General features: G+C 68.0%; 19 protein-coding genes and 1 tRNA gene. 12 read left to right on the forward strand and 8 right to left on the reverse strand.

Annotation, left to right across the window (positions count from 1 at the left end):
- Positions 1–32 precede the first annotated feature (32 nt).
- The gene (locus tag HPF_RS04745; protein ID WP_066158614.1) at positions 33–914 is read left to right on the forward strand and encodes a cytochrome c oxidase subunit 3; all 882 of its coding nucleotides are present in this window, start codon (positions 33–35) and stop codon (positions 912–914) included.
- Between the two features lie 81 nt (positions 915–995).
- On the opposite strand, the gene HPF_RS04750 is transcribed toward HPF_RS04745, so the two are convergent.
- Positions 996–1,229 (reverse strand): twin transmembrane helix small protein, encoded by a 234-nt coding sequence (locus HPF_RS04750; protein ID WP_066158612.1) that lies wholly within the window; start codon positions 1,227–1,229, stop codon positions 996–998.
- 40 nt (positions 1,230–1,269) lie between these two features.
- On the opposite strand from HPF_RS04750, the gene HPF_RS04755 reads away from it, so the two are divergent.
- Genes HPF_RS04755 through HPF_RS04775 form a run of 5 tightly spaced genes read left to right on the forward strand, consistent with a single transcriptional unit; the run spans position 1,270 to position 5,325 of the window.
- Positions 1,270–2,010, forward strand: a complete 741-nt coding sequence (locus HPF_RS04755; RefSeq protein ID WP_127803464.1) for an SURF1 family protein — start codon at positions 1,270–1,272, stop codon at positions 2,008–2,010.
- Positions 1,991–2,656, forward strand: coding sequence for an SCO family protein (locus tag HPF_RS04760; protein ID WP_127803462.1), 666 nt, complete (start codon positions 1,991–1,993; stop codon positions 2,654–2,656). The genes HPF_RS04755 and HPF_RS04760 overlap by 20 nt, the downstream gene beginning before the upstream one ends.
- Before the next feature lies 1 nt (position 2,657).
- Complete coding sequence (locus HPF_RS04765; protein WP_127803460.1) at positions 2,658–3,803, forward strand: COX15/CtaA family protein; 1,146 nt, start codon at positions 2,658–2,660, stop codon at positions 3,801–3,803.
- Entirely contained in the window at positions 3,800–4,702 is a 903-nt protein-coding gene (cyoE, locus tag HPF_RS04770; RefSeq protein ID WP_133155887.1) for a heme o synthase, read from the forward strand. The genes HPF_RS04765 and cyoE overlap by 4 nt, the downstream gene beginning before the upstream one ends.
- 14 nt (positions 4,703–4,716) lie before the next feature.
- Positions 4,717–5,325 carry an SCO family protein gene (locus HPF_RS04775; RefSeq protein ID WP_127803456.1) on the forward strand — a complete coding sequence of 203 codons (609 nt, stop codon included), beginning with the start codon at positions 4,717–4,719 and terminating at the stop codon, positions 5,323–5,325.
- On the opposite strand, the gene HPF_RS04780 is transcribed toward HPF_RS04775, so the two are convergent.
- A complete protein-coding gene (locus HPF_RS04780; RefSeq protein ID WP_133155888.1) occupies positions 5,326–6,300 on the reverse strand; it encodes a Bug family tripartite tricarboxylate transporter substrate binding protein in 975 nt (324 codons plus the stop codon).
- The gene (locus tag HPF_RS04785) at positions 6,297–7,325 is read right to left on the reverse strand and encodes a CDP-6-deoxy-delta-3,4-glucoseen reductase (RefSeq protein WP_066158597.1); all 1,029 of its coding nucleotides are present in this window, start codon (positions 7,323–7,325) and stop codon (positions 6,297–6,299) included. Before HPF_RS04785 ends, HPF_RS04780 begins: the two co-directional genes overlap by 4 nt.
- 89 nt (positions 7,326–7,414) lie before the next feature.
- Here HPF_RS04785 and HPF_RS04790 point away from each other — a divergent pair, with 89 nt between their 5' ends.
- Positions 7,415–8,335, forward strand: coding sequence for an SDR family oxidoreductase (locus HPF_RS04790; RefSeq protein ID WP_133155889.1), 921 nt, complete (start codon positions 7,415–7,417; stop codon positions 8,333–8,335).
- A gap of 15 nt (positions 8,336–8,350) precedes the next feature.
- Here the strand turns inward: HPF_RS04790 and HPF_RS04795 are convergent, their stop codons facing one another.
- On the reverse strand, positions 8,351–9,346 hold the full coding sequence (locus HPF_RS04795) for a calcium/sodium antiporter (protein WP_243721682.1): 996 nt from the start codon (positions 9,344–9,346) through the stop codon (positions 8,351–8,353).
- A gap of 39 nt (positions 9,347–9,385) precedes the next feature.
- On the opposite strand from HPF_RS04795, the gene HPF_RS04800 reads away from it, so the two are divergent.
- A complete protein-coding gene (locus HPF_RS04800) occupies positions 9,386–10,105 on the forward strand; it encodes a glycoside hydrolase family 24 protein (protein WP_079364527.1) in 720 nt (239 codons plus the stop codon).
- Between the two features lie 4 nt (positions 10,106–10,109).
- Here HPF_RS04800 and HPF_RS04805 read toward each other — a convergent pair.
- Positions 10,110–10,196, reverse strand: a tRNA-Leu gene (locus HPF_RS04805).
- Between the two features lie 41 nt (positions 10,197–10,237).
- Between HPF_RS04805 and cysM the strand changes: the two genes are divergently transcribed.
- The 4 genes from cysM (at position 10,238) to HPF_RS04825 (ending at position 13,091) form a co-directional block, all read left to right on the forward strand.
- On the forward strand, positions 10,238–11,140 hold the full coding sequence (gene cysM / locus HPF_RS04810) for a cysteine synthase CysM (protein WP_133155890.1): 903 nt from the start codon (positions 10,238–10,240) through the stop codon (positions 11,138–11,140).
- A gap of 14 nt (positions 11,141–11,154) precedes the next feature.
- Positions 11,155–11,682, forward strand: a complete 528-nt coding sequence (locus HPF_RS04815) for an NUDIX domain-containing protein (protein ID WP_133155891.1) — start codon at positions 11,155–11,157, stop codon at positions 11,680–11,682.
- A gap of 79 nt (positions 11,683–11,761) precedes the next feature.
- Positions 11,762–11,989 carry a sulfurtransferase TusA family protein gene (locus HPF_RS04820; protein ID WP_133155892.1) on the forward strand — a complete coding sequence of 76 codons (228 nt, stop codon included), beginning with the start codon at positions 11,762–11,764 and terminating at the stop codon, positions 11,987–11,989.
- Positions 11,990–12,038: 49 nt separating this feature from the next.
- On the forward strand, positions 12,039–13,091 hold the full coding sequence (locus HPF_RS04825; RefSeq protein WP_133155893.1) for an NAD(P)-dependent oxidoreductase: 1,053 nt from the start codon (positions 12,039–12,041) through the stop codon (positions 13,089–13,091).
- Between the two features lie 18 nt (positions 13,092–13,109).
- Here HPF_RS04825 and HPF_RS04830 read toward each other — a convergent pair whose 3' ends face one another.
- From HPF_RS04830 to HPF_RS04840, 3 genes are all read right to left on the reverse strand, one after another.
- Positions 13,110–16,010, reverse strand: a complete 2,901-nt coding sequence (locus HPF_RS04830) for a valine--tRNA ligase (RefSeq protein ID WP_133155894.1) — start codon at positions 16,008–16,010, stop codon at positions 13,110–13,112.
- Positions 16,011–16,083: 73 nt separating this feature from the next.
- The gene (locus tag HPF_RS04835; RefSeq protein ID WP_133155895.1) at positions 16,084–16,272 is read right to left on the reverse strand and encodes a DUF2783 domain-containing protein; all 189 of its coding nucleotides are present in this window, start codon (positions 16,270–16,272) and stop codon (positions 16,084–16,086) included.
- An 18-nt stretch (positions 16,273–16,290) separates the two neighbouring features.
- Positions 16,291–18,009 (reverse strand): FAD-dependent monooxygenase, encoded by a 1,719-nt coding sequence (locus tag HPF_RS04840; RefSeq protein WP_133155896.1) that lies wholly within the window; start codon positions 18,007–18,009, stop codon positions 16,291–16,293.
- Positions 18,010–18,117 lie beyond the last annotated feature (108 nt).

Genomic DNA, 18,117 nt, shown 5'->3' on the forward strand with positions numbered 1-18,117 from the left:
ATTCATACCAGCGAAAGCACTGAGGAGCGAGCATGTCAGCAGCAACCCACGGCACGACGCCTTATTACTTCGTCCCCGGACCCTCCCGTCACCCGGTGATGGCGGCCGTCGGCCTGTTCTTCGTGATTCTTGGTGCAGGTCAGTGGATCAACGGTGCCGCCTGGGGCATGTATTCGCTGGCTTTTGGCCTGGCCTTCTGGCTGGTGGTGCTGTTCCAGTGGTTCCGTGATGCGGTGACCGAGAGCGAGGGTGGTCTGTACGGCCGGAAGATCGACCTGTCCTACCGCTGGAGCATGAGCTGGTTCATCTTCTCGGAAGTGATGTTCTTCGGTGCGTTCTTCACCGCGCTGTGGTGGGCCCGCACCCACTCGGTGCCGGCGCTGGGCAACATCGAGAACGCCCTGCTGTGGCCCGACTTCACGTCCGTCTGGCCGAGCCGCCAGGTCGGTGCCACCGCCTCGCCGGCCGGCATCGTCGAGCCGTTCCAGACCATGGGCCCGTTCTGGTTGCCCACGATCAACACCGCGCTGCTGCTGACCTCTGGCGTGACGCTGACCATCGCCCACCACGCCCTGCAGGCGGGCAACCGCGGCAAGACCATCGCCTTCATGTGGATGACGGTGATCCTGGGTCTGGTGTTCCTGTTCGTGCAGGGCTACGAGTACGCCCACGCCTATGGCGACCTGAACCTCAAGCTGTCGTCGGGCATCTTCGGTTCGACCTTCTTCATGCTGACCGGCTTCCACGGCTTCCACGTGTTCGTCGGCATGCTGATGCTGCTGTTCATCACCCTGCGCCTGCAGAAGGGCCATTTCACCGCCCAGAAGCATTTCGGCTTCGAAGGTGCGGCCTGGTACTGGCACTTCGTGGACGTGGTCTGGCTGGGCCTCTACATCCTCGTGTACTGGATGTGACGCACTGGGCGGCCCCGCCGCCCGTCCCAGAGAAAACGGCGCCGGAAGGCGCCGTTTTTTTGGACCCGGTGTGCCGGCCCTTCAACCCCGAAGCGGCAGGCCGGTGGGCTGGATCCAGCCCATCCAGTAACTGAGCAGCACCACGACGAACAGCAGGATGGAAAAGCCGACGCGGAAGGCCAGAGCCTTGGCCATGGGGTTTTTGCGGCGGGATCCGGTGTCGTCGCCCTGGCCGCCGCCGCGCATCATGAACACCAGCGCCGCCGCCAGGCTGCCGAGGATGGCCACAAACGCCACAATCACAAGATAGGTCATGCGGGGATTATCCGCCGCTCCCAGTTCTTCATTGCCTTCCATGACACCTCGCACCCGCTTCTGGACCGTGACCATTGCCGCAGCCGGCACGGTTGGGCTCACGGCATCGCTGGGTGTCTGGCAACTCTCGCGTGCAGCCCAGAAGCAGGCTCTGGAAACGGGCATCGCCGAGCGGGGCGCGATGGCGGCGCTCGACGGTGCCGCGGTCCTATCGGCCAACGGTGTTGTCGAGCCGCTGCTGCACCGCATGGTCCGGCTCAAGGGGCAGTGGGTGCCGGAGGCCAGTGTCTTTCTGGACAATCGGCCCATGGCCGGGCGCAGCGGCTTCATCCTGGTCACGCCGCTCAGACTCTCGGGTGACGGGCGCGCGCTGCTGGTGCAGCGCGGCTGGGTGCCCCGCAACTTCCAGGACCGGTCGCAGGTGCCCGAAGTCCCCACCCCTTCGGACGAGGTGGAGGTCACCGGACGCCTGGCCCCACCGCCCAGCCGGCTGTTCGAGCTGGGCGCAGCGGAGCAGGGGCGCATCCGGCAAAATCTCGACATCGAGTCGCTGGCCAGGGACACCGGGCTGGCGCTGCTGCCGATGTCGGTGTTGCAGACCGGCGCCTCGCCCGAAGGCCTGCTCCGCGAGTGGCCGCGCTTCGAATCCGCTGCTCACAAGCACCACGCATACGCCGCCCAGTGGTTCGCCATGAGTGCGGTCGCCGCCGGGCTGTACGCCTGGTTCCAACTGATTTCTCCCCGTCGCCGACGCACGCTTCATGGCCAAGACCCCCGATGAACCCCTGACCCTGACGGTGCACAGCCTGCCCAAGGCCGATGCGCCGGACACCAGCGCCGCCACCCGGGCCGGGCGCTGGAAGATGCTGCTGCTCCTGCTGGTGTGCGCCTCGCCGGTGATCGCGTCGTACTTCACCTACTACGTGATCCGGCCCGAAGGCCGCCGCAACTACGGCGAACTGATCGACCCGCAGCGCCCTCTGCCCGATCTGGTGGGTACCGACGCCAGCGGCCGGCTGGTGCCGCTGACCCAGCTGAAGAACCAGTGGCTGTTCATCAGCGTCGCCGACTCCGCCTGCGACGATGCCTGCCAGAAGCACCTGTTCCTGCAGCGGCAGCTGCGCGAAACCCTTGGCAAGGACAAGGACCGGCTGGACTGGGTGTGGCTGCGCACCGGCTCGCCCGCACTGTCCGAACCCTTGAAGCAGGCGACGGCGGCGGCGACCGTGCTGCACGTCGACGCGGCCGCACTGGCGACCTGGCTGCAGCCCGCGGCGGGCCAGCGCCTGGAGGACCACCTGTATGTGGTCGATCCCATCGGCAACTGGATGATGCGCTTCCCGGCGCAGGCCGATCCGAAGCAGGTCAAGCGCGATCTCGACCGCCTGCTGCGCGCGTCGGCGTTCTGGGACAAGGCCGGGCGCTGACATGGGCGAGCTGTACGACCTGTCGCCCGCACTGCGGCTGATGCTCTTGGGGGCCGTGATCGCCCTGGGGCCGCTGGCCTGGGTGTGGCTGCGCCACCGCCGCGCGAGCGGCGCGCAGCGCCTGCGCGCGCTGACCCTGCTGACCCTGTTCCTGACCTTTGACCTGGTGCTGTTCGGCGCCTTCACTCGGCTGACCGACTCCGGCCTGGGCTGCCCAGACTGGCCGGGCTGTTACGGCAGCGCCAGTCCGGTGGGCGCGCACGCCTCCATCTCGGCGGCGCAGCAGGCCATGCCCACCGGACCGGTCACGCACAGCAAGGCCTGGGTGGAGATGATCCACCGCTATCTCGCGACGGCGGTCGGGGTGCTGATCCTGGTGCTTGCTGTGACCAGCTGGATCGAGCGCCGGCGCCTGAGCATTTCCCCGGCCTGGGCCTGGCTGACCCTGTTCTGGGTCTGTCTGCAAGGCGCCTTCGGCGCGCTGACCGTGACCATGAAGCTGTTCCCGGCCATCGTCACCCTGCACCTGCTCGGGGGCATGGTGTTGCTGGCCCTGCTGAGGGCCCAGTCGGTGGCCTACGACCTGGGCGTGCAGGGGCATGCGCCGCTGATGCTGGGCCGACCGGCCCGCCGGGCCCTGCTGCTGGTGTACGCGCTGCTGTGGCTGCAGATCGCGCTGGGCGGCTGGGTCAGCACCAACTACGCGGTGCTGGCTTGTGACACCTTCCCCACCTGTCAGGGTGGCTGGTGGCCGTCGATGAACCTGCGCGAAGGCTTCACGGTCTGGCGCGAGTTGGGCATGAACGCCGATGGCCAGCCCATCACTTTTGCCGCGCTGACCGGCATCCATTACGTGCACCGCCTGTTTGCCTACCTCGTGCTCGCTGCGCTCGTGGCGCTGGCCGGGCACCTGTGGTCTCAGCCGGGCGCGCGCCCATCGGCGCGCTGGTTGCTCGCGCTGGCGGGTCTGCAGCTGGCGACCGGCCTGAGCAATGTGGTGCTGGACTGGCCGCTTCTGTCTGCCGTCGGTCACACGGGTGGCGCGGCCGCTCTGGTGGTCGTGATGACCGGACTGCTGGCAGGCACCCGCACCGCACCTTCTTCCGTGGGCGCACCCGCGCTCACCGTTCCCCGCACCTCCCCATGAGCACCGCGCCCACTTCCCTGGCCCCGACCATGCCCTCGGTCTGGCGCCAATACCACGCGCTGACCAAGCCGCGCGTCATCCAGCTGATCGTCTTCTGCGCCCTCATCGGCATGGTGCTGGCCGTGCCCGGGCTGCCCAGCTGGGCCCAGTTGCAGACGGCCGCGCTGGCCTGCCTGGGCATCTGGCTGGTGGCCGGCGCCGCCGCGGCCTTCAACTGCGTGGTCGAGCAGCAGATCGACGCCAAGATGCGCCGCACCGCCTGGCGGCCCACCGCCAAGGGCGAGCTGGGCAATGTGCGGACGCTGACGTTCTCGGCCGTGCTGTGTGCGCTCGGCTCGGCCATCCTGTACCTGTGGGTCAACCCGCTGACCATGTGGCTGACCTTCGCCACCTTCGTGGGCTACGCGGTGATCTACACCGTCATCCTCAAGCCGCTGACGCCGCAGAACATCGTGATCGGCGGGGCGTCCGGTGCCATGCCGCCGGTGCTGGGCTGGGCGGCGATGACCGGTGTGGTCGCGCCCGAGGCGCTGATCCTGTTCCTGATCATCTTCCTCTGGACGCCTCCGCACTTCTGGGCGCTGGCGCTCTACCGCGTCGAGGACTACCGCAAGTCCGGTCTGCCCATGCTGCCGGTCACCCATGGTTCGGAGTTCACGCGGCTGCAGATCCTGCTTTACACCTTCGTGCTGTTCGCCGCCTGCCTGATGCCCTTCATCATGCGCATGAGCGGCTGGGTTTACCTGGTGGCCGCACTGGCGCTGAGCGTCGGGTTCTGCGGCTACGCCTGGGCCCTGTGGCGCAACTATTCGGACGCGCTCGCCCGCAAGACCTTCCGCTTTTCGCTCTGGCACCTGTCGCTGCTGTTCGCCGCGATGCTGATCGACCACTACATCTGAAACACCCTCCCGCCATGAAACGTCGGCATCTGATTTCCCTGGCACTGTGCAGCACCCTGCTGGCCGCCTGCTCCGACAAACCCGCGGACGCCACCGCCACCGGCTTCTCGGGCATCGACATCACGGGCGCGGACTACGCCACCGGCTTCTCGCTGACCGACCACAACGGCCAGGCGCGCACGCTGGCGGACTTCAAGGGCAAGGTGGTGGTGATCTTCTTCGGCTACACCCAGTGCCCGGACGTGTGCCCGACCTCCATGAGCGAGATGGCGCAGGCCAAACAGCTGCTGGGGGCGGACGGGGACAAGCTGCAGGGCCTGTTCGTCAGCGTCGACCCGGAGCGGGACACGCCGGAGATCATGAAGGAGTACATGGGCAGCTTCGACCCCACGTTTCTCGCACTCTACGCGCAGCCGGACAAGCTGCCCGAGGTCGCCAAGAGCTTCCGCATCTACTACAAGAAGGTCGACGGCAAGACCCCCACCAGCTACACCATGGACCACTCGGCGGGCAGCTATGTCTACGACACCCAGGGACGCCTGCGGCTGTACCACCGCTATGGCAGCGGCGCGCCGGCGCTTGCCGGCGACCTGAAGAAGCTGCTGGCCGAGGCCGGGGTCTGATCAGTCGACCTGGGCGCCGCTGAGTTTGACCATGCGCTCGTACTTGCCGCGCTCTTTCTGCAGGAAGGCTTCGAACGCCTGAGGCGTGCTGGGCGCCGGTTCGGCCAGCAGGCGCGCGAACTGGGCCTTGACCTCTGGCGTGCCGAGCGCGGCAGTGAACGCGCTGTTGAGCTTGCGCACGGTCTCGGCCGGAGTGCCCGCCGGCGCGATCAGCCCCCACCAGGTGTCCACTTCAAAGCCGGGCAGGGTCTCGGCCATCGGCGGCACCTCCGGCAGCATGGCGCTGCGCTGTGCCGTGGTCACGGCCAGGGCGCGCAGCTTGCCGGCGCGGATGTTGGCGGCGGCGGTGGCCAGGTTGTCGATGTTGAAATCCACCTGCCCCGACAGCAGGGCCAGCTGCGCCGGGTTGCCACCGTTGTAAGGGATATGAACCGCGAAGATGCCGGCCTGGTGTTTCAGCAGCTCGCCCGCCAGGTGGCCGGCGCTGCCGTTGCCACCGGACCCGTAGTTGAGCTTGCCGGGGTTGGCCTTGGCGTAGCGGATGAGATCGGCCAGACTGCGGATGTTCAGCCGCTGCGCCGTGTCGGCGTTCATCACCAGCACATTGGGCACGCGCAGCATCTGCGTGACCGGGGCGAAATCCTTGGCGGGGTCGTAGGGCAGCTTGCTGAACAGCCAGGGGTTGATGCCGTGCGAGGCGGTGGTGGCAATGCCCAGCGTGTGGCCGTCGGGCGCGGCCCGGGCCACGGCGCTGACGCCGATGTTGCCGCCGGCACCGGGCCGGTTCTCTACGATCACCGTGCCCAGCGAATCCTTGACCGCCTCCGCCAGGATGCGTGCGGTCACGTCGATCGGGCCGCCGGCGCCAAACGGCACGATGATGCGGGTGGGCTTGTCGGCCTGCGCCATCGACAGCGCAGGGAACGCGAGGGCCGCGGTGGCGGCGAGTGCAATGATGTGGCGGCGGGTGCTCACAGCTTGTCCTTGGCGCTGGTGAACGAGTCGGCGTAGAACGCTTCTTCGGGCAGGCCGGCGGCCAGGTAGTCGCGCTTGGCCGACTCCACCACGATCGGCGCGCCACAGGCGTACACCTCGTGACCCGAGAGGTCGGGCGTGTCTTCCAGCACCGCGCGGTGCACGAAGCCCGTGCGGCCGGTCCAGGCGTCCTCTGGCAGCGCATCGGAGATCACCGGCACGTAGCGCAGGTGGGGCATGGTGGCCAGCTGCTCCTCGATCCAGGCCGACTGGTACAGGTCGGCCGGACGGCGGCCGCCCCAGTAGAGCGTGGCCGGCCGCGTGATGCCCTTGTGGCGCATGTGTTCGATGATGGCCTTGATGGGCGCGAAGCCGGTGCCCGAGGCCAGCAGCACCATGGGCTTGTCGCTGTCCTCGCGCAGGTAGAAGCCGCCGTAGGGCCCTTCGACGCGCAGGATGTCCTTTTCCTTCATGGCTCCGAACACATGGTCGGTGAACTTGCCGCCGGGCATGTGGCGGATGTGCAGTTCGACCTGCGGGCCCGCGGCCTGGGTGTGCGGTGCGTTGGCCATCGAGTAGCTGCGGCGGTCGCCGTCGCGCAGCAGGAACTCGACGTACTGGCCGGCGTGGTACTGGAAGGTGTCGGCCGCAGGCAGCTGCAGCTTCATCACGATCACGTCGTGCGAGGCGCGTTCCAGGCTGATCACGCGCACCGGCATTTTCTTGATCGGGAACGCGCCCGCTTCGGTGACCTGGCGCGACTCGAGCACCACGTCGCTCTGCGCGACGCCGCAGCAGGTGAGGATGTAGCCGGAGGCTTCCTCTTCTGCGCTCAGGGCCTTGGCCTGGTGCGGGCCGTGGGCGACGCTGCCGCTGACGAGCTTGCACTTGCAGGAGCCGCAGGCGCCGTCCTTGCAGCCGTAGGGCAGGCCGATGCCCTGGCGGATGCCGGCCGCGAGAATGGCTTCGCCGGATTCGGCGCTGAACTGTCGGCCGCTGGGCTGGACGGTGATGCTGAAGGTCATGGTGAATCAGGCTACAGTGGTTTGTATGAACGGGCGCTGAACCGCGGGCGCCCCCGCAGGCAACCCGCCATTTTCCCAAATTCGAATCCATGACATTTCTTGGTGCCCTTCCAGCCCGTTTCCGCCGCGAACGGGTGCTCATCATCGGCTGCGGTGACGTGGGCCGGCGCGCCGCGCGCGAGCTCGGTGGCGGGCGGCGCGTCCGTCTGCTGGCGCTGACCTCCAACCCCGACAATGCCGGCGCCTTGCGTGGCCAAGGCATCACGCCCCTGATCGGCAACCTGGACCGGCCGGCCGACCTGCAGCGGCTGGCCGGCCTGGCCACACGCGTGCTCCACCTGGCGCCACCGCCGTCCGAAGGACAGGCCGACTGGCAGGCCGACGCGAGGACCCGGTCCCTGGTGCGGACACTGGCGCGGCGGTCGCCTCCGAGCGCCCTGGTCTATGGTTCCACGACCGGGGTGTATGGCAACTGCGAGGGCCGCTGGGTGGACGAGTCGGCGCCCACCCGGCCGCTGACCCCGCGCGCCTGGCGACGGGTCGACGCCGAGGCCTCGGTGCACTGGCTGGCGCGCGCGCTGGGCGTGCGCAGCAGCGTGCTGCGCATCCCGGGCATCTACGCGCCCGACCGGGCGGGCGGCACGCCGCAGGAGCGCTTGCGCCGCGGCACACCGGTGCTCCGGCCCGAGGACGACGTCTACACCAACCACATCCACGCCGACGACCTGGCGCGCGCCTGCGTGCTGGCGCTCTGGCGCGGCAAGCCCCGGCGCACCATCAACGTGGTGGACGACACCGAGCTCAAGATGGGCGACTACTTCGACTTCGCGGCCGATCTGTACGGCCTGCCCCGGCCGCCGCGCGTTGCGCGCGACGCCGCGGGCGACCAGCTGCCGATGGTGCTGCTGAGCTTCATGAGCGAGTCGCGCCGCCTGCACAACCGGCGCATGAAGACCGAGCTGGGCCTGCGGCTGCGCTACCCCACGGTGGCGCAGGGCCTGCGCGGCTGAAATTTCACAGCGCCGTCAGCGTGGCCCCATGGTCCAGAGCAGCCAGAGCGTGTAGGCCCCGTAGACACCGAGCAGACCGCCCGCCTCCCAGCGGTTGATGCGCCCAGGCCTACGCCAGCCGCGGCCCATCTTCCAAAGGAGCACCGTCAGGCCCGCCATCACCGGCAGGTCGCGCGTGAGCGCGGCCGATTCCACGTCCATGGGCGCGATGGTGCCCGCCAAGCCCACCACCGCCAGCGTGTTGAACAGACCCGAGCCCAGCACGTTGCCCAGGGCGATGTCGTCTTCGCCCTTGCGCGCGGCCGCCACGCAGGACGCCAGTTCGGGCAGCGAGGTGCCGATGGCCACCACGGTCAGGCCGATCACGAGGTCGCTGATGCCCAGGTTCTGGGCGATCTCCACCGCGCCCCAGACCAGCAGGCGCGAGCTGGCCACCAGCACCACCAGCCCCAGAACCAGCCACAGCAGGGCGCGCGGCAGCGGCAGGGCGCCCGCTTTCAGCTCGCTGGCGGTCTCCTGCGCCAGCGCGTCGTCGCCATGGGTGCGGGCTTTGCGGATGGACCAGACCATCAGCGCCGCAAACGCCGCCAGCAGCACCAGCGCGTTGGCGCGCGAGAGGGTCAGGTCCCAGGCCAGCAGGGCCGAGAGCGCGGTCACCGCCATGAGCAGGGGCAGTTCCTTGCGCAGCACCACCGACCGCACCTGGATCGGCGCGATCAGTGCGGTCACGCCCAGGATCAGGCCCATGTTGACGATGTTCGATCCCCAGGCGTTGCCCAGCGCCAGCGCCGGGTTGCCCTGTGTGGCCGCAATGACGGACACCACCAGTTCCGGTGCCGAGGTGCCGAAGCCCACGATGACCATGCCCACCAGCAGGGGCGGCACCGCGAAGTGCTGGGCGGTCGCGGAGGCACCCTCGACGAAGCGGTCGGCGCTCCAGATCAGCAATAGCAGTCCGGCGATCACGGCGGCAACGGGCAGCAGCATGGGCTTGGTGTGGGTGTTGGACAATGCCCATTGTCTCAGCGCCACCCTGCACCCACCGACCCCATGTCGCACGACCTGAACCAACGGCCTTCGCACCAGCGCGACTTCTGGGGTTCACCCTGGCGCGCCCGCCTGGGGCTGACGGCGCTGGCGGTTGCGTTCATGCTGCTGATGCTCTGGCTGTGGCGACCCTGGCTGCTGCTGCCGGGCACCCAGCCACTGGTGATGGCCGGGGGCGACCCCTACCTGCGGGCGCTGATGCGCACCATCTCGGCCAGCGAGTCCAATGTCATGCGCCCCTACCACGTGCTGTACGGAGGCGACTACGTGGGCACCCTGGAGCGGCATCCCAACCGCTGCGAGTCGATCGGTCAGGGGCCGAACCGGGGCAACTGCTCCACCGCGGCGGGCCGCTACCAGCTGCTCTACAGCACCTGGCTGGAGCTGGCTGCGCGTTACCACCCGGAGCGCACCGACGATGCACTGGACGCCACTGGCCTGAGCTTTGCACCCGTGTACCAGGACGTGGTTGTGCACGCCTGGCTGCAGGAAGGGCGCTGGGGCAACCTCTCGGCCCAGCTGCGCCAGGGCCGCATCCAGCCGGTGCTGCGCCGGCTTTCGGGCACCTGGACCAGCCTGGGCTATGGCATCGAGAACAACAGCATGTCCCGCGAGCTGCCGCGGGTGTACCGGCAGATGCTGGAGGATGAGCTGGCCAACGCGGATGCCCCCGCGGAAAGCACCAAAACAAAAGGCCGCGCAACCAACGCTGCGCGGCCCTGAAAGCTGGTGCCCGGGGTCGGACTCGAACCGACACACCATCTCTGGCGGGGGATTTTGAATCCCCTGCGTCTACCGATTTCGCCACCCGGGCGGGTGTCATGGACAGCCCGAAATTATGGCACAGTGGGGTGCATGAACTACCCGACCATTGAAGACGCCATCGGCCGCACGCCGCTGGTTGCGTTGCAGCGCATCGGCTCTGAGATGCTCCGTGCGCGGGGCAACGTGATCCTGGGCAAGCTCGAAGGCAACAACCCGGCCGGTTCGGTGAAGGACCGGCCCGCGCTGTCGATGATCAAGCGCGCCGAGGAGCGCGGCGACATAAAGCCCGGCGACACGCTGATCGAGGCGACCTCGGGCAACACCGGCATCGCACTGGCCATGGCCGCGGCCATCAAGGGCTACCGCATGGTGCTGATCATGCCGGAGGACCTGTCCATCGAGCGCGCCCAGACCATGAAGGCCTTTGGTGCGGAACTCGTCCTCACGCCCAAGAGCGGCGGCATGGAATACGCGCGCGATCTGGCCGACAAGATGGAGAAGGAGGGCAAGGGGCGCGTGCTGGACCAGTTCGCCAACGCCGACAACCCGCGCATCCACTACGAGACCACCGGACCCGAACTGTGGGAGCAGACCGGCGGGCGCATCACGCACTTCGTCAGCGCCATGGGCACCACCGGCACCATCACCGGCGTCTCGCGCTTCCTGAGGGAGAAGAACCCGGCCGTCCGCATCATCGGCGCCCAGCCCAGCGAGGGGTCGCGCATCCCGGGCATCCGCAAGTGGCCGCAGGAGTACCTGCCCAAGATCTACGACCCGTCGGGTGTGGACGAACTGGTCCTGGTGGGGCAGTCGGACGCCGAGGAGATGTGCCGCCGCCTGGCGCGAGAAGAGGGCATCTTTGCGGGCATTTCGGCCGCGGGCGCCTGCTGGGTGGCGCAGCAGATCGCGGCGCAGGTCGAGAACGCCACCATCGCCTTCATCGTCTGCGACCGCGGCGACCGCTACCTCTCGACCGGCGTGTTCCCGGCCTGAGGCCGTTGCCTGCCATGGCCGCCGAGTACCGGTTCTGTCCCTGCTGTGCCGCGCCTCTGGCGCTGACCGCTGCGCAGGAAGATGGCGGTCTGAAGCACCGCCTGCGCTGCACGGCCTGCGACTTCACCCACTGGAACAACCCGACGCCCGTGCTGGCCGCCATCGTGCAGGTGGGCGACAAGGTGCTGCTGGCCCGCAACGCCGCCTGGCAGCACCGCATGTTCGCGCTGATCACCGGCTTCATGGAAGCGGGGGAAACGCCGGAAGAGGGCATCCGGCGCGAGATCGCCGAAGAAACCGGGCTGACCGTGACGGCCTTGAAGCTGATCGGCGTGCACGATTTCCAGCGCATGAACCAGGTCATCATCACCTACCACGCACTCGCCGAAGGGCAGATCGTGCTGTCCCCGGAGCTGGCCGAATACAAGCTGCTCACGCCGGAACAGGTCCGGTGCTGGCCGGCCGGAACGGGCTTTGCCCTGGCCGACTGGCTGCGCTCGATCGGCATCGAGCCCCAGTTCATGGAGGTCCCGGCGGCGTGACTTTTCTTCGTACAAATTGATACAGTTTTTGATCTCTGTCACCCTTCCTGTTTAAAATTCGATCTCCGAGGATTCCTTCATGAACGCCACCAAAGAACTCGACGCCCGCGGCCTGAACTGCCCGCTGCCCATCCTGAAGGCCAAGAAGGCCCTGGCGGACATGACCAGTGGCCAGACGCTCAAGGTGATCGCCACCGACGCCGGATCGGTTCGCGACTTCCAGGCCTTTGCCAAGCAGACGGGCAACGAACTGGTGGAGCAGCAGACCGTAGGGCGCGACTTCATCACGGTGCTCAAGCGCCGCTGAACTGGGTCCACCATGGTTGCGGCATGCCGCAATCGCCGGCCCGACGACCATGGAAATCCTGCTCCTCGACCCCTTAGTTCCTGAAGCCCTGTCCTGGCTCCAGGAGCGCCACGCCGTGACGCTGGCCCCGGAGCTGGCAGACGACCCCATGGCACTGCGCAAGCAGGTCTACAAGACGAAGGCACTGGTGTTGCCCTCGCATGTGGTCGTCTCGCGGGAGTTTCTCGATTTCGCGCCCCTGTTGAAGGTGGTGGCGCGCATGCAGATCTCCAGCGAAAACACCGACCTGGAGGCCTGCGCGCAGCGCCAGATCCGGGTGATCCAGGCGCGCAGCGCCACGGTGCGTTCGAATGCAGAGTACCTGCTCTATGGTCTGCTGATGCTCTACCGGCGCGGCATGGTCAGCGCCCTCCTGGGACGCAAGCTGGCGCAGGTGCGCATGGGCCGGGAGCTCTATGGCAGCACCGTGGGCCTGCTGGGCCTGGCCCCGGTGGCCCACACCCTGGCGCCCATGCTCAGGGGGCTCGGGGTGCGCCTGCTGGGCTACGACCCGGCGGTGCACCAGGGCGCACCGATCTGGAAGAAGCTGGGCATCGAATACATCCCGGCCAACGAGCTGCTGGCGCGCAGCGACGCCGTGTCGCTGCAGATGGTCTATGCCTCCCGCTTCAAGGGCTGGATCAACGAACGCCTGCTCAACAACTGCAAGCCCGGTCAGCTGTGGGTGGGGCTGAGCCGCAGCGCGCTGTTCGAACCCGAGGCACTGGCACTGGCGCTGACGGATGGCCGGATCGACGCCTGCCTGCTCGACGGGGCGCACCCCCAGTTCGCCGGGCCCGGCACCCCGCTGCACAACATTCCCAACCTGCACCTCACACCCCGGCTGGGGTCGCACACCCGCGAGGCCAAGCTGCGCGCCAGCTGGTACGTGGCGCACCGCATCCACGAAACCCTGTCACCAGTGGTGGAGCGGGGGCAGGCACAGGCCAGCGACTTCTCCGTGCTCGACAGCCTCGACAGCTCGCGCGACCCGGAATGGCCGCCGGTCGACTCGGGGTCCCAGTGGGCCGAGATCTCGCGGGGCGAGGAGCGACCGGGCTGAGATCCGGTCGCTGGCGCGTCAGAGCCGCGCCAGCTGCTCGCGCACCTTGGTCAGCGTGGCGCCGAAGTCGGCCACGCGCTTCTTCTCCTGCTCGATCACGGCCGGCGGCGCCTTGGCCACGAAGGCTTCGTTGGACAGCTTGGCGTTCGCCTTGGCGATTTCGCCCTCCAGCCGTGCGGCTTCCTTGGTCAGGCGGGCCTTCTCGGCGGCGACGTCGATTTCCATGAACAGGCACAGGCGGGCTTCGCCCACCACGGCCACTGGTGCGGCCTGTGCGGCGGCGGCCCAGCCGGCCTCGTCGTCGAACACCTTGACCTCGGCCAGTTTGGCCAGACCCTGCAGCACGGCGGCGTTGGCGCGCATGAAGTCCGCATCGCCGACCACGAACATCGGCAGACGGGTGGCGGGCGAGACGTTGAGCTCGCCGCGCAGCGTGCGGCAGGCGTCCACCAGGCTCTTGAGCTTGGCGACCTGGGCCTCGGCGGCTTCGTCGATGCGCTCGGGCTGGCTCACCGGGTAGGCCGCCACGCTCACCGAGGCACCCTCACGACCGGCGACCGGCGCGACCTTCTGCCACAGCTCTTCGGTGATGAACGGAATGACGGGGTGTGCCAGGCGCAGGATGGTCTCCAGCGTGCGGATCAGGGTGCGGCGGGTGGCGCGCTGCTGCGCCTCGTTGCCGGTGTTGATCTGCACCTTGGCGATTTCCAGGTACCAGTCGCAGAACTCGTTCCAGACGAAGTCGTAGATCGCGTTGGCCACGTTGTCCAGGCGGTACTCGGCAAAGCCCTGGGCCACCTCGGCCTCGACGCGCTGCAGGCGCGAGACGATCCAGCGGTCGGCGTGGCTGAAGCTCATGTAGCCGTGCGCCTTGCCGCCGACTTCGCAGTCGGCCTTGGTGTGCTCCATCAGGCCGCAGTCGTGGCCTTCGCAGTTCATCAGCACGAAGCGGGTGGCGTTCCAGAGCTTGTTGCAGAAGTTGCGGTAGCCCTCGCAGCGCTTGCTGTCGAAGTTGATGCTGCGGCCCAGCGAGGCCAGTGCGGCGAAGGTGAAGCGCAGCGCGTCGGCGCCGTAGGCCGGGATGCCGTCGGGGAACTCCTTCTCGGTCTGCTTGCGCACCTTGGGCGCCGTCTCGGGCTTGCGCAGGCCGGTGGTGCGCTTGTCCAGCAGCGGGGCGAGCGAGATGCCGTCGATCAGGTCCACCGGGTCGAGCACGTTGCCTTCGGACTTGCTCATCTTCTGGCCCTGCGCGTCGCGCACCAGGCCGTGGATGTAGACGTCCTTGAACGGCACGCGGCCGGTGAAGTGGGTGGTCATCATGATCATCCTGGCGACCCAGAAGAAGATGATGTCGTAGCCCGTGACCAGCACGCTGCTGGGCAGGTAGAGGTTGTAGTCGTCCGTGGCGGCGTCGCCCTGGTTGGGCCAGCCCATGGTGGAGAAGGGCACGAGGGCAGAGGAGTACCAGGTGTCGAGCACGTCGGGGTCGCGCGTGAGCGTCTTGCCCGCGCCGGCCAGGGCCTGCGCCTCGGCTTCGTTGCGCGCCACGTAGACCTGGCCCTGTTCGTCGTACCAGGCGGGGATCTGGTGGCCCCACCAGAGCTGGCGGGAAATGCACCAGTCCTGGATGTTGTTCATCCACTGGTTGTAGGTGTTGACCCAGTTCTCCGGCACGAACTTGACCTGGCCGCTGGCCACGGCGTCGATGGCTTTCTGGGCGATGCTCTTGCCGGTCGGGTCCTGGTCGCTGACCTTGCTCATGGCCACGAACCACTGGTCGGTCAGCATCGGCTCGATCACCTGGCCGGTGCGGGCGCAGCGCGGCACCATCAGCTTGTGCTTCTTGACCTCGACCAGCAGGCCGGCGGCTTCCAGGTCGGCCACGACCTGCTTGCGCGCCACGAAACGGTCCAGGCCGCGGTACTTCTCGGGCGCGTTGTCGTTGATGGTGGCGTTGAGGTGCAGCACGCCGATGATGGGCAGCTGGTGGCGCTGGCCGACGGCGTAGTCGTTGGCGTCGTGCGCGGGCGTGACCTTGACCACGCCGGTGCCGAAGGCTCGGTCCACGTACTCGTCGGCGATCACCGGAATCTCGCGGTCACACAGCGGCAGCTTCACGTACTGGCCGATCAGGGCGCTGTAGCGCTCGTCCTCGGGGTGGACCATCACGGCCACGTCACCCAGCAGGGTCTCCGGGCGGGTGGTGGCCACGGTCAGGTGGCCGCTGCCGTTGACCAGCGGGTAGGCGATGTGCCAGAGCGAACCGTCTTCCTCTTCGCTCTCCACCTCCAGGTCGGACACGGCCGACATCAGCACCGGGTCCCAGTTGACCAGGCGCTTGCCGCGGTAGATCAGGCCCTGCTGGTAGAGCTTGACGAAGGTCTCGGTCACCACGGTCGAGAGCTTCTCGTCCATGGTGAAGTACTCGCGGCTCCAGTCCACGGAATCGCCCATGCGGCGCATCTGCGTGGTGATGGTGTTGCCCGACTGTTCTTTCCACTCCCAGACCTTGGCGACGAAGTTCTTGCGGCCCAGGTCGTGGCGGCTGATCTTCTGTTCCTGCAGCTGGCGCTCCACCACGATCTGGGTGGCGATGCCGGCGTGGTCGGTGCCCGGAATCCAGGCGGTGTTGAAGCCGCTCATGCGGTGGTAGCGCGTCAGCGAGTCCATGATGGTCTGGTTGAACGCGTGGCCCATGTGCAGCGTGCCCGTCACGTTGGGCGGCGGCAGCTGGATGGCGAAGTTCTTGCCTGCGGTGGCCGCTTCGGCGCTGGGGGCCGAGGTGCCGCGGAAGCCCGCCACGCCGTAGCCGCGCTGCTCCCACTCGGGGCCCCAGTGGGCTTCGAGCGCGGCGGGCTCGAAGGACTTGGACAGGCTGTTCAGACCGGGTTGCTGCAGGGTGTCGGGAGCGTCGGACATGGGGGTGGGGCGCAGAAAGTGCGACGGCGCCCCGCAGGGCGCCGTCGGGTGGGTGTTCGGGAAGCCCCCGATTTTATTCGAGGGTGTCCCGGGCGGTGGCGACGCAGTCGGCCAGCACCTGGGCGGTGCCGATCTGGTTGGCCAGCAGCAGGACCAGGCGGGCGTTGAGCAGTTCCGACTGCTCGCGCGAGAGGCCCTGGTGGGCGTCGAGCAGGCGCTCATAGAAGCCGTCGGCGTCCTGGAAGTTCGGGGCGGTGTTCATGCGGTTCTCCAAAGGGTTTCAGCGCAGGCCGAGCGACCGTTCGAGCGCGGCGACCAGTCGACCGTCGATGCGGTCGCCGGTGGTGGCGAGATAACCGTCTGGCCGGACCAGCGCCCAGCCCGGACCTGTGAGTTGGCAGGCGGCGCGCAGGTGGCCGTCGGGGTCGCGCACGTGTTCTGTCGCCTGGGCGCGCTCACGGCCGGCCGGTACCTGCACCGCGCGCAGCGGCGCGCCGCCGGTCAGCGTCTTCAGGCGCTGAAGGTCGGCGCGCCCCAGCGGTCCGAAGACCAGCAGCAACAGGTCGCCCGCCGCCCAGTTCAGCAGGTCGTTGACGCAACCTGCCGAACCGTTCGCCCAGCGCAGCGCCACGTTCTGCACCGACTGGCCGGCGGCGCTGCCCTCGGCGTAGGTGCAGGCGCGCGAACGCGAGTACGGGTTGGCGACCGCCATGCGGCCGGTGTTCATCAGCGTGCGGGCGAAGGGGTGCTTCTTCGCCAGACCGATGGCGGCGTGGCGGAACAGGCGCTCCACGCCATCGGCCGGGCGCAGGAAGCGCGCGGTGCGGTTGGTCACCAGCACGTTCTGCTGCGCGGCCTCCAGCCGCTCGTCGCCGTAGCTCTCCAGCAGCGCGGGGTGGGCGCGGCCGCGCAGAACAGCCGCGAGCTTCCACGCCAGGTTGTCGGCATCGGCCACGCCGGTGTTGCCCCCGCGCGCGCCGAAGGGGCTGACCACCTTGGCCGAGTCGCCCATGAAAAACACCCGGCCTTCGCGCATGCGGTGCACGCACTCGCTGCGGTAGGCGTAGGGGCCCACCCAGACGATCTCGACCTCGGTGTCGGGCCCGAACTGGCGCGCCAGCCGCTCGCGCACCACGTCCTCGCGGCTCACATGGGCCGGGTCGCTGTCGGGCGCCATCTGGTAGTCGATGCGCCAGACGTCGTCGGCCATCAGGTGCTGCCAGACGGCGCGGTTCTCGTTGAACGGCGCCTCGACCCAGGTGTGGCGCTCGACCGGCGGTCGTTTCGTGAAGCGCACGTCGGCGATGCACCAGCGGTCGTCGCCGCGCTTGCTGGTGAACGGCACCTGCAACCACTGGCGCAGCGGGCTGTGCGAGCCGGTGGCGTCGATGACGTGGTCGGCTTCGATGACGTAGGAGCCCGCGGGTGTCTCGACCGTGAGGGTGGCGAAGTCGGCGTTCTGTGTGAAGGCGGTCAGGCGGTTCTGCCAGCGCAACTCGACATGGCCAAGTTCGGCGATGCGTTCGACCAGGAATCCTTCGATGTAGAACTGCTGGATGTTGATGAAGGGGGGCTGCTGGGAGAGGTTGTAGCCGCCCTGCTGACGAAGGTCGAAGCTGTAGACCTCGTCTTGGCCAGCGAAGGTCCTGCCGACGCTCCACTGAATGCCTTTGGTGGCGATGCGGTCGTAGATGCCGAGGCGCTGGAAGATTTCGAGCGATTTCTGGGTGTAGCAGATGCCGCGGGAGGACGCGCCCTTGACGCCGACGGTGTTGTCTTCGTCGAGCAGGATGGCGGGGGTGCCGAGTTTGGCGAGCGAGCAGGCGAGGGTGAGGCCGGTGATGCCTCCTCCGACGATGACGATGGGGTGTCGTCTTGTTCGCGCTTCGCCGAGTTCGGGTGGGGGGACGAAGGGGTATTCGGGCAGTTGGTAACCACTGCCTTGGGTGAACTCGTAGCTGTTGGTGTGGGCGGCTTGCTTGTATGCCGTTGGTGTCACGGGTGTCTCCTGTCTGTGTTCTGTTTTTCGTTCATCGACCTCGCGGGCTCATGGGTGCGGTGTGCCCTGTTCCGCTCATGTCCCCCGGATCGGGCTTCGCCCGATCCT

The sequence above is a fragment of the Hydrogenophaga pseudoflava genome, from assembly GCF_004353865.1.
Lineage (GTDB): Bacteria > Pseudomonadota > Gammaproteobacteria > Burkholderiales > Burkholderiaceae_C > Hydrogenophaga > Hydrogenophaga pseudoflava.